This is a genomic window from Polaromonas sp., from assembly GCF_013817205.1.
In the GTDB taxonomy this organism is placed as follows: Bacteria; Pseudomonadota; Gammaproteobacteria; order Burkholderiales; family Burkholderiaceae_C; genus Polaromonas.
In genome coordinates, this window is record NZ_JACDDD010000112.1 from 1 (window position 1) to 9,827 (window position 9,827).

Below are 9,827 nucleotides of genomic sequence, written 5' to 3' on the forward strand. Positions count from 1 at the left end.
GGCGCAACCTGGTGGTGGCCGCCACCGGCACGGGCAAGACCGTGGTGGCGGCGTTTGACTACTTGCGACTGCGAGACGAAGAAGGCGTGGCGCCAAAACTTTTGTTCATCGCCCACCGCGCCCAAATTCTGGCGCAAGCGTTATCGACCTTCCGGCAGGTATTGCGGGACCCGGTATTCGGCGAACTGTTGGATGGCGACAACACGCCAGCCCAATACGAGCACATCTTCGCCACGATCAACACCGTGCACAGCCGCCGCTTGGTGGAGCAGCTGGGATTCCACTTTTGGCGCATAGTCATTGTCGACGAGGCGCACCATTTACCCGCCGCAACCTTTGACCAGTTCATTGGCACGGTGAAGCCTCACTACCTGCTTGGCTTGACTGCCACGCCCGAGCGCTCCGACGGCCAAAGCCTCATGCACTACTTCGACAGCCGACCGGACGGATCGCCCGCCGTTTCGCTGCGGCTTTGGGATGCGCTCGACCAGCAGTTGCTCGCCCCGTTTGAGTATTACGCCACCGCAGATGACACCGACATGACGACCGTGGAGTGGGGGCGCGGTGCCGAAGTGGCGCAGCTTTCCAGCATCGTGTCGGGCAATGCGGTGCGGGCCAGAGCGGTGGTCAACGCCATTGAAAAATACGTTGCCCACTTGGATGCGCTCAAGGGCTTGGCGTTTTGCGTGAGCGTCGCGCATGCCAACTTCATGGCGGAATTCTTCAACCGCTCGGGTCTGCCAGCCGTAGCCCTCGCCGGCGCGGACTCGCAGGCAGCGCGCACGGCCGCGGTGCAACAACTCAGCCGTGGCGAACTGAAGATTATTTGCAGTTGCGATGTGTTCAACGAAGGCATCGACATCCCCGATGCCAATGCCATCCTGCTGCTGCGCCCCACGCAAAGCCCCGTGATTTTTCAGCAGCAAATCGGCCGCGGGTTGCGGCTTGCCAAGGGCAAAGATGCGTGCCTAGTGCTGGACTTTGTCGGGCTGTACAACAACGAGTTTCGCTTTGATGTGCTGCTGCGGTCGATCACCGGGCAGAGTCGGCGGCAGATTGTTGACGCAGTCGCCAACGGTTTCAGCACGCTCCCGGCGGGTGTGCACATTCAGTTTGACAGGGTGGCGCGTGACCGGGTATTGACCAGTTTGCAGCAGGCGCTGAACTTGAACGTGATTCGTTTGTGCGCGGAATTGGCGGCGTGGGCTGCGCTGCAAAGCGGCACGCCTTTGTTACTGCGCAACTTCCTGATGGATAGCCAATTGGAGTTGGATGAAATTTATACCGGTGGCGCCAATGCCCGGTCCTGGACCAGCTTGAAGCGGCGGGTGAATCTGGAGCCTGCGCCTGTGGGCCAGCGCGAAGCAGACCTGGTCCGCAGGATATTCAGCCTGCTGCATGCGAATGATCCGGCTCTGCTTGCTGCTTGGCAGTCTGCGTTAGGCGGTGGCGAGGTTGACGCGCGTCGCATCCAAATGCTGGCCTACCAATTGCTGCCCACGCGCACGGAACTCATTACGCCCCCGGAGTTTCTCGCGCTCGTGTCCGCCAACCCCGTGGTGCATGCTGAGTTGCTGGAGATCGTAGGCATCTTGCAAGAACGAAGTTCGTTGGAGCCGCTGCCCTTGCCTGGTGCACCGGACGGCTGGACACTGGCTTTGCACGGGCGCTACACGCGGGCGGAGATTCTGTCTGCCGTCGGCTACCTGACTCCGACAGCACGCCCACTATCAGACAGCGGCTGTTTGCCGTTGGTGCAAGAGAAGCTTGAAATTCTGTTCGTGACGCTGGACAAAAGCGAAGGGTTTGAAGAGCGCGTGCAGTATAAGGATTACGCCATCAGCCCCGAGATATTCCACTGGCAAACGCAAAACCGCGCTGGCCCCAATAACAACTCCGGACGTCGCTACACCGAGAGCCATGCTAATGGCTGGAAGTTCCAACTGTTTGTTCGTGAAGACCGTGAAGCTGCCTATGTCGCGGTGGGGCCTGTGCAACTGGTGTCTCATGAAGGCGACCGGCCGATTTCTATTACATGGCGGCTCGATAGACCGCTGACGGCGGAGCTGTTTCGCAAGTTCAGTGTGTTGCGGGGGTAGTCTGAAATGACAAAGCCCGCCAAGCTTTCACTTGGCGGGCTTTGTTTTTGGGGTTGCCTGAGTTGGCTTACTTACCCAACTTCAAAAAGTCATCCCCCTTACCCAACTCCAGCAACCCCGCATTGGAGTAAACCTGCAGCTTGGCCCGCGTATCCGTAATGTCCAGATTCCGCATAGTCAACTGCCCAATCCGATCCAGCGGCGAGAACGGCGCGTCTTCCACTTTTTCCATGCTCAAACGCTCTGGCGCATAGGTCAGGTTAGGCGACTCGGTGTTCAACAACGAATAGTCATTCCCCCGGCGCAGTTCCATGGTCACGGTGCCGGTCACGGCCTTGGCGACCCAGCGCTGGGCGGTTTCGCGCAGCATGATGGCCTGGCTGTCGAACCAGCGGCCCTGGTAGAGCAGGCGGCCCAGCTTGCGGCCGTTGTCGCGGTACTGCTCGATGGTGTCTTCGTTGTGGATGCCGGTGACCAGGCGCTCGTAGGCAATGAACAGCAGCGCCAGGCCGGGGGCTTCGTAGATGCCGCGGCTCTTGGCTTCGATGATGCGGTTTTCGATCTGGTCGCTCATGCCCAGGCCGTGGCGGCCGCCAATTTCGTTGGCCTTGAGGATCAGGCTGACCAGGTCGGGGTAGTGCACGCCGTTGAGCGCGACGGGCCGGCCTTCTTCAAAAGTCACGCTCACTTCTTCGGCCTTGACCACGCAGTCGTCCTTCCAGAACGGCACGCCCATGATGGGGTTGACGATCTTCATGCCGCTGTTGAGGTTTTCCAGGTCTTTGGCTTCGTGCGTGGCGCCCAGCATGTTGCTGTCGGTGCTGTAGGCCTTTTCGGCGCTCATCTTGTAGCCAAAGCCGTTGGCGGTCATGAAGGCGCTCATCTCGGAGCGGCCGCCCAGTTCGTCGATGAACTGCTGGTCCAGCCAGGGCTTGTAAATCTTCAGCGCGGGGTTGGTCAGCAGGCCGTAGCGGTAGAAGCGCTCGATGTCATTGCCCTTGAAGGTGCTGCCGTCGCCCCAGATGTTGACATCGTCCTGCTGCATGGCGCTGACCAGCATGGTGCCGGTGACGGCCCGGCCCAGCGGCGTGGTGTTGAAGTAGGTCGAGCCTGCGGTGGTGATATGGAAGGCGCCGGCCTGCAGCGCGGCCAGGCCTTCAGCGGCCAGCTGTGGGCGGCAATCAATCAGGCGCGCCTTGATCGCGCCGTATTCCATGGCCTTGCGCGGGATCTCGTCGTAGTCGGCTTCGTCGGGCTGGCCCAGGTTGGCGGTGTAGGCGTAGGGCAGGGCGCCCTTCTGTTTCATCCACAACAGTGCGGCGCTGGTGTCGAGGCCGCCAGAGAAAGCGATGCCGACCTTTTGGCCGGCGGGGATGTTTTGCAGGATGGTGTTAGACATTAAATTGGCCTCTAGCCCTTGTGGAACGTGCGCGAGCTGCTATGAAATTCGAAGTAAGCCGCCCTGCGGATCAGCCGAAATGGCAGATGTAGTGGTAGGCCTCGGTCACCCGGATCTCGAAACTCGAGTTTCCCGGCACCCTGAACTTTTCGCCGGCCGAGGACTTGACCCAGCTGTCGCTGCCGGCGAGTTTGTATTCACAGGCGCCGGCCACACATTCCATGATCTCGGGCGCGCCGGTGTTGAAGGTCAGAGTGGAGGGCAACACCACGCCAACCGATTTTTTTGTGCCGTCGGCGAAGGTGATGCCGTGGCTCACACACTTGCCGTCGAAATACACATTGGCTTGGGTGGTGACGCTGATGTTGTCGATTTTTTCTGTGGTCATGGTGTGCTGGGGGAAAAACGTGGAAACGGCCGGAACAGGGCCGGTCATGCAAAACCGTCGATTTTAGGTTACCCGCGCGTGCCGGCGGCTGACCGCATGAATCCATTGCCCGGTTTCGGGCGTATATGGAATGCAGGACAATGCTGTCCATGAATGCAGAAAGCCCGGATACCCATTTGATCGCGCTCATTGACCGCGTAGCCCAGGCCGACGAATCGGCCCTCAGGGAGCTGTACGAGCTGACCTCGTCCAAGCTTTACGGTGTGGCGGTGCGGGTGGTCAGCAACCGCAACTGGGCCGAGGATGTGCTGCAGGAGGCTTTCCTGAACATCTGGCGCATCGCGGGCGACTACAAGGCCACGCTGTCCCCGCCCATGGCCTGGATGTGCCTGATTGTGCGGAGTAGGGGACTGGATTTTTTACGCAGGCGCACCTCGGAGCGTGCCGATGCGGCGCTGGAACTTGACGATGTGATGGCCGAGACGGTGGAAGGTGATTCGCCCAACCCCATGGACACCGCGCTGGCCGGCGAGCAGGCCTGGGCGCTGCACCAGTGCCTGAGCCAGCTCGACAACAAGCAGCGCGAGGTGGTGAGTCTGGCCTACATGCGCGACCTGAGCCACGGCGAACTGGCCGAGCAGCTCAAGCTGCCGCTGGGCACCGTGAAAACCTGGATACGCCGCGGGTTGGAGCAACTGCGCGGCTGCATGTCGCGGTTTGCATGAGCCCGCAGGACTCGGCAGTGAATTGAAATTTGTTTGTTCCCGTCAATCGTGACGGGAAACTTCTGGAAGAAGGTTTGTCATGAATATCACGCGCAACCCCTCGCTGGTCGAGCAGCTGGCCGCCAGCTATGCGCTGGGCACGCTGCGCGGCGGCGCCCGCCGACGCTTCGAGGCGCTGGCACGCACCCACGCGCCCGTGCGCGCTGCTGCGCTGATCTGGCAGGGCCGGATGGCCTCGGTGGCCGAGCTGCAGCCGCAGACGGTGCCCAGCCCTGCGGTCTGGAAACGCATCGAAAACCTGGTCAACGCCGACAAACAGGCCAAAGCCATGCAGGCGGCGCGGCAGCCGCCGGCCGCAGTTGCCAGCGGCGGCTGGTGGGCCAGTCTGGGCCTTTGGCGCGGCGCGACGGCCGCTGGCGCCATGGCGGCGGTCGTGGCCGTGGTCACCGGGCTGAACCTGAACACCGCGCTCAACGGTCAGGTGCAAGAGCTCAGCGCGCGCCTGGCCGCCACGCCTGAAATTCAGTACGTGGCTGTACTGGCCGACGACAAGTCAGCGCCAGCTGTGCTGGTGACCTACGACCCCAAACACAACCAGCTGCGACTCAAGCACGTGGGGCAGTTCCACCCTTCGCCCGACAAGTCGCTGCAGCTCTGGGCGCTGCCGCAAGCCGGTGGCCCCAAATCGCTGGGCGTGCTGGGCGAAGGTGCGGTGGTGCGCCTGCCGGCAGGTCACGAGGCGGTCAACCAGGTGCCAGCGTTGGCGATCAGCCTCGAGCCCAAGGGCGGCGTGTCGATGGGTAGCGGCCCCAGCGGGCCGGTGCTGTTCAAGGGGGCGCTGATCCAGACCACGCTGTAGCCGCTGCGCCTTGCGCACCCCGCCAACAAAAAAGGGCTGCAACATGCAGCCCTTTTTTGTTGGCGATGACCCGTCCTGCCACGTCTCAGCGCCAGTGGTGGTATCCACCACGGCTGTAGCCGAAGTTGAACGACAGGCCGACTGGCGGGTAATAAGGCCGCGAGTAGTAGCCATAACCCGGGTAGAAAACCGGGGCCTGCTGCACGTACACAGGCTGGCTGTAGACCGGTTGCGAATAGATCGGTTGGTTGTACACGGGCTGGCTGTACACAGGTTGGTTGTACGTGGGCTGGTTGTAAATGGGCTGGCCGTAGGCCTGCTGGGGCTGGGGAAAACCGGGCTGCACCGAGGCCTGCGGCGAAGGCATGGCGCCGACCGGCGTCATCTGCAGACGCACATAGGGGCCGGGATCGCTGGGCATCTGGATGGTGTACTGCCTGCTCGCGTATTCATACACCACGTTGTAGTGCGTGGTGCGGTTCTGGTAACTGGTCTGGGTGCCGCACTGCTGGACGTTTTGCACCTGGCTGCGGTTGCCTTCGATGTTGTTGCCGACCATCGCGCCACCGACCAGGCCGATCATGGTGGCCAGCGCGCGGCCGCCACCGTCACCGATGGCATTGCCCATGGCCCCGCCGGCCAGTGCGCCCATCACTGCACCCGCGCCCGAGGGTGGTGACTGCATAACCATGGGCTGGTGGCTGCAGAACTGCTGCGGCACGCTGATTTGCTGCACCACCGGGGTGCTGGAGATCACGCGAGCCAGGATGTCCATGGCCGACGCATTCATGGCGAACAGACCGGAAGCGGCAACTGTCGATAAAACAAGTAATTTTTTCATGATTTGCATTCCTTAGAGCCTGCTGGAAACGCGTTTTGATGCGCCCGCGATGGGTCATTCCAGTTCAATCGTTCCCAGTTTAATGATTCAGAGGTTTTTGGTGGACACAAGTTCAGGTAAATCACTGTAAAGCTGCTCATCTGTAGCTTTGTAAAGCGTGGAGGGCGAGCGCTGTCAGGCTTGTGCAGCCCAGGCCACAGCGTCGAATCCGACGCTGATCTGCCCATTGGGCCATTCGACCACCGGGCGTTTGATCACGCTGGCATGGGCCTGCATCACCGCCAGCGCACCGGCGGCGTCCGTGGCGCCGGCCTGCACGGCCAGATCCAGCTTGCGCCAGGTCGTGCCCTGGCGGTTCAGCAGTTTTTGCCAGCCGACGGCTTGTTCCCAGACCCGTAGCCGGTCAGCCGGCACGCCCAGCTTCTTGAAGTCGTGAAATTCGTGGCCCAGGCCTTGGGCCGCCAGCCAGGCGCGGGCCTTTTTGACGGTGTCGCAGTTGGGTATGCCGTAAACAGTGATCATGCGGTGTATTTTGACACGATTTTGTGCCAAACAGGACCTCAGCCCCCGTCGGACGGTCGTTAGCAGCTACTAATTCAATAGCAAATAGACCTCTCGCGGCGCGGGGTCCAGGCGAGCCTGTGGCCGGCGTGTAAGCGCCAGCGGCGACAATAGTGCCCTCTATGGACAAGCTCAATACCCTGGACGACTGGCTCGCCTACTGCGAGCGACTGCACCCCACCACGATTGCGCTCGGCCTGGACCGCGTGCGCAGCGTGGCCCAAACCATGGACCTGGCCTTTGCCTGCCCGGTCATCACCGTGGCTGGCACCAATGGCAAGGGCTCAAGCTGCGCCATGCTCGAAGCCATTCTGGGACAGGCCGGTTACCGCACCGGGCTTTACACCTCGCCGCATCTGGTGCATTTTGAAGAGCGTTGCCGCGTCCGCGGCGAGATGGTGCAGGGGGCGGCCCTGCTGCCGCACTTCGAGCGGGTCGAGGCCGCGCGCGGCGACACCTCGCTGACTTACTTCGAGTTCACCATGCTCGCCATTTTCAGCCTGCTGGCCGAGGCAAAGCTGGACGTGGTGATTCTGGAGGTCGGCGTCGGCGGGCGGCTCGACTCGGTCAACATCATCGATGCCGACTGCGCGCTGATCACCAGCATCGACATCGACCACACCGAGCTGCTGGGCGTGGACCGCGAGGCCATCGGTTTCGAAAAAGCCGGCATCATGCGCGCCGGCAAACCGGTGGTGGTGGGCGACCCGGTGCCGCCGCAAAGTGTGCTGGAACGCGCTGCCGAAGTGGGCGCTGACCTGTGGCGCCTGGGCCGCGACTTCAATTTTTCTGGCGACAAGCTGCAGTGGGCCTGGGCGGGGCGCGGCCGGAGGTATGCCGGCCTGGCCTACCCGGCGCTGCGCGGTGCCAACCAGCTGGTCAATGCGTCGGGCGTGCTGGCAGCGCTGACGACCTTGCGCGACCGGTTGCCAGTGACGGCGCAGGCCGTACGCAACGGGCTGGGCATGGTCGAGCTGCCGGGGCGCTTCCAGATCATCTCCGGCCAGCCGACCCTGGTGCTGGACGTGGCGCACAACCCGCACTCGGTGGCGGCGCTGGCCGAGAACCTGGATGCCATGGGTTTTTACCCCTGCACCCACGCGGTGTTCGGCGCCATGGCCGACAAAGACCTGGCGGCCATGCTGCAGCGCGTCGGCCCCTTGGTGGACCGCTGGTACTTCACCGATCTGCCCACGCCACGTGCGGCCAGCGGCGCCGGTTTGATGGCGCGCTGGCAGGCCGGCAAGCAGCGTCCGGACGTGACGGCGCAGGTGTTCGCCAGCCCGGTCCAGGCGCTGCAGGCAGCGGTGGCCGCTGCAGACCCCGCTGATAGAATTGTGGTGTTCGGATCGTTCTACACGGTGGGGGCTGTGTTGAAAGAGGGTCTGCCCCGTCTTTTCGCCCCGCACGCCAAGCCAGGGCGTCCCGCTTCCTCCTCCACCGACACCTAACGGACACCGCCACCACCATGCCGTTTTTCAACTTTCGCCGGGGTTCACCCACCACCGCTGCCGGGGCTGCCGGCCCTGCTGAGAGTGTCGAGGCCATGCGCAAGCGCGCCAAACACCGGCTGATAGGCGCGGTGGTGCTGGTACTGATCGGCGTGGTTGGTTTCCCCCTGCTGTTCGACACCCAGCCGCGACCAGTGGCAGTGGATATCCCGATCGAGATTCCTGGAAAAAACACCGTCAAACCGTTGGTGATGCCGGCGCCTGCTGCGGCCGCGCCCAAGGTGACGGCCAGCGCGCCAGCCCCCGCTGCTGACAAGGTCGCGGCACCGGCCAGCCTGACGCCCAGCGAAGAAATTGTGTCTGACAAGCCTGCTGCCCCCGCCAAACCTGCGCAGTCTGCTATAAAAAGTGAAGCAAAGCCGGAGCCCAAAGCGGTGGCCAAAACGCCCGCGGCCACTGACGAGGCAACGCGCGCCAAGGCCCTGCTGGAAGGCAAGCCAGCAACTGCCGCCGCCGCGCCAGCCGCAGCCAAGGTGGTCAGCACCGATGCGGACGGCCGGCTGGTCGTGCAGGTAGGCGCTTTTGCCGATGAAGCCAAGGCGCGAGAAGTACGCCAGAAGCTGGAGCGGGCGGGGTTGAAGACCTATACCCAGGTGGCAGACACCAAGGACGGCAAGCGCACCCGGGTTCGCGTCGGGCCCTTTGCGACCAGGGAAGACGCCGACAAGGCCGCCAGCAAGATCAAGGGGCTTGACTTGCCTGCGTCCATCCTGACCCTGTAGAAGGACTTGGCGCGGCGTGGGCGTTGTCGATCTGGCTTTCCTGGGCGTACTGGCCTTGTCGTTGCTGATCGGTGCCTGGCGCGGGCTGGTATACGAGGTGTTGTCATTGCTCGGCTGGGCGGCGTCGTTTTATCTGGCGCAGTGGCTGGCACCGGATGTGGCCCTGATGCTGCCCCTGCAGAGTGTCTCGGAGCCGGTGCGTTATGCGGCGGCCTTCGTGCTGATTTTTATCGTGGCGGTGTTTGCGGCAGGGCTGGTGGCGGTGCTGATCAGGAAGCTGTTCGAGGCCATCGGCCTCAGGCCAGTAGACCGCACCCTGGGCGCTGCCTTCGGCCTGGTGCGCGGCGTGATACTGCTGCTGGCGGTGACGGTAGTGATCAACATGACGGCCTTCAAAAGCGCCGTGTGGTGGCAAGAGTCGCAAGGCGCCGAGGTGACGAGCGCGGCGCTCAGGGGCTTGAAGCCCTTGCTGCCAGAGCAGTTCGGAAAGTATCTCGGCGAGTGGAGCTAGTGCGTTCGTTTTTGGCGTGCAGCCCGTAGAAATTTTATGAACGGAACTCTATGTGCGGAATAGTCGGTGTTGTCAGCAACGCCCCGGTGAACCAGCTGATTTATGACGGCTTGCTGCTGCTGCAGCACCGCGGCCAGGATGCCGCGGGCATCGTCACGCAGCAGGGCCGCAAGTTCTTCATGCACAAGGCCAAAGGGATGGTGCGCGACGT

General features: G+C 62.7%; 10 protein-coding genes and 1 pseudogene. 7 read left to right on the forward strand and 4 right to left on the reverse strand.

Going from position 1 to position 9,827, the window contains the following annotated elements; genetic code table 11:
• Positions 1-2,099 (forward strand): DUF3427 domain-containing protein (locus tag H0W47_RS17545; protein WP_296926730.1); only part of this gene is annotated, 2,099 nt, incomplete at its 5' end.
• A gap of 67 nt (positions 2,100-2,166) precedes the next feature.
• Here H0W47_RS17545 and argG read toward each other — a convergent pair.
• Positions 2,167-3,498, reverse strand: coding sequence for an argininosuccinate synthase (argG, locus tag H0W47_RS17550; protein ID WP_296926732.1), 1,332 nt, complete (start codon positions 3,496-3,498; stop codon positions 2,167-2,169).
• Between the two features lie 70 nt (positions 3,499-3,568).
• Positions 3,569-3,886, reverse strand: coding sequence for a pyrimidine/purine nucleoside phosphorylase (locus H0W47_RS17555; protein ID WP_296926733.1), 318 nt, complete (start codon positions 3,884-3,886; stop codon positions 3,569-3,571).
• Positions 3,887-4,035: 149 nt separating this feature from the next.
• Between H0W47_RS17555 and H0W47_RS17560 the strand changes: the two genes are divergently transcribed.
• Positions 4,036-4,611: a sigma-70 family RNA polymerase sigma factor gene (locus tag H0W47_RS17560; RefSeq protein WP_296926735.1), complete on the forward strand. Its 576-nt coding sequence runs from the start codon at positions 4,036-4,038 to the stop codon at positions 4,609-4,611.
• 79 nt (positions 4,612-4,690) lie between these two features.
• Positions 4,691-5,470 (forward strand): anti-sigma factor, encoded by a 780-nt coding sequence (locus H0W47_RS17565; RefSeq protein ID WP_296926737.1) that lies wholly within the window; start codon positions 4,691-4,693, stop codon positions 5,468-5,470.
• A gap of 85 nt (positions 5,471-5,555) precedes the next feature.
• Here the strand turns inward: H0W47_RS17565 and H0W47_RS17570 are convergent, their stop codons facing one another.
• Positions 5,556-6,311: a glycine zipper 2TM domain-containing protein gene (locus H0W47_RS17570; RefSeq protein ID WP_296926739.1), complete on the reverse strand. Its 756-nt coding sequence runs from the start codon at positions 6,309-6,311 to the stop codon at positions 5,556-5,558.
• Between the two features lie 174 nt (positions 6,312-6,485).
• Positions 6,486-6,833: an arsenate reductase gene (locus H0W47_RS17575; RefSeq protein ID WP_296926741.1), complete on the reverse strand. Its 348-nt coding sequence runs from the start codon at positions 6,831-6,833 to the stop codon at positions 6,486-6,488.
• 161 nt (positions 6,834-6,994) lie between these two features.
• Between H0W47_RS17575 and folC the strand changes: the two genes are divergently transcribed.
• From folC to H0W47_RS17595, 4 genes and pseudogenes are all read left to right on the forward strand, one after another.
• Positions 6,995-8,323: a bifunctional tetrahydrofolate synthase/dihydrofolate synthase gene (folC, locus tag H0W47_RS17580; protein WP_296926743.1), complete on the forward strand. Its 1,329-nt coding sequence runs from the start codon at positions 6,995-6,997 to the stop codon at positions 8,321-8,323.
• Between the two features lie 17 nt (positions 8,324-8,340).
• A complete protein-coding gene (locus H0W47_RS17585; protein WP_296926745.1) occupies positions 8,341-9,105 on the forward strand; it encodes an SPOR domain-containing protein in 765 nt (254 codons plus the stop codon).
• A 16-nt stretch (positions 9,106-9,121) separates the two neighbouring features.
• Positions 9,122-9,616, forward strand: a complete 495-nt coding sequence (locus H0W47_RS17590; RefSeq protein WP_296926747.1) for a CvpA family protein — start codon at positions 9,122-9,124, stop codon at positions 9,614-9,616.
• 50 nt (positions 9,617-9,666) lie between these two features.
• Positions 9,667-9,827, forward strand: a pseudogene (locus H0W47_RS17595) (amidophosphoribosyltransferase); the annotation flags it as partial.

Coding starts and splice junctions, on each gene's coding strand:
- argG (WP_296926732.1), bottom strand. CDS start 3,498: ATGTCTAACACCATCCTGCAAAACATCCCCGCCGGCCAAAAGGTCGGC.
- H0W47_RS17555 (WP_296926733.1), bottom strand. CDS start 3,886: ATGACCACAGAAAAAATCGACAACATCAGCGTCACCACCCAAGCCAAT.
- H0W47_RS17560 (WP_296926735.1), top strand. CDS start 4,036: ATGAATGCAGAAAGCCCGGATACCCATTTGATCGCGCTCATTGACCGC.
- H0W47_RS17565 (WP_296926737.1), top strand. CDS start 4,691: ATGAATATCACGCGCAACCCCTCGCTGGTCGAGCAGCTGGCCGCCAGC.
- H0W47_RS17570 (WP_296926739.1), bottom strand. CDS start 6,311: ATGAAAAAATTACTTGTTTTATCGACAGTTGCCGCTTCCGGTCTGTTC.
- H0W47_RS17575 (WP_296926741.1), bottom strand. CDS start 6,833: ATGATCACTGTTTACGGCATACCCAACTGCGACACCGTCAAAAAGGCC.
- folC (WP_296926743.1), top strand. CDS start 6,995: ATGGACAAGCTCAATACCCTGGACGACTGGCTCGCCTACTGCGAGCGA.
- H0W47_RS17585 (WP_296926745.1), top strand. CDS start 8,341: ATGCCGTTTTTCAACTTTCGCCGGGGTTCACCCACCACCGCTGCCGGG.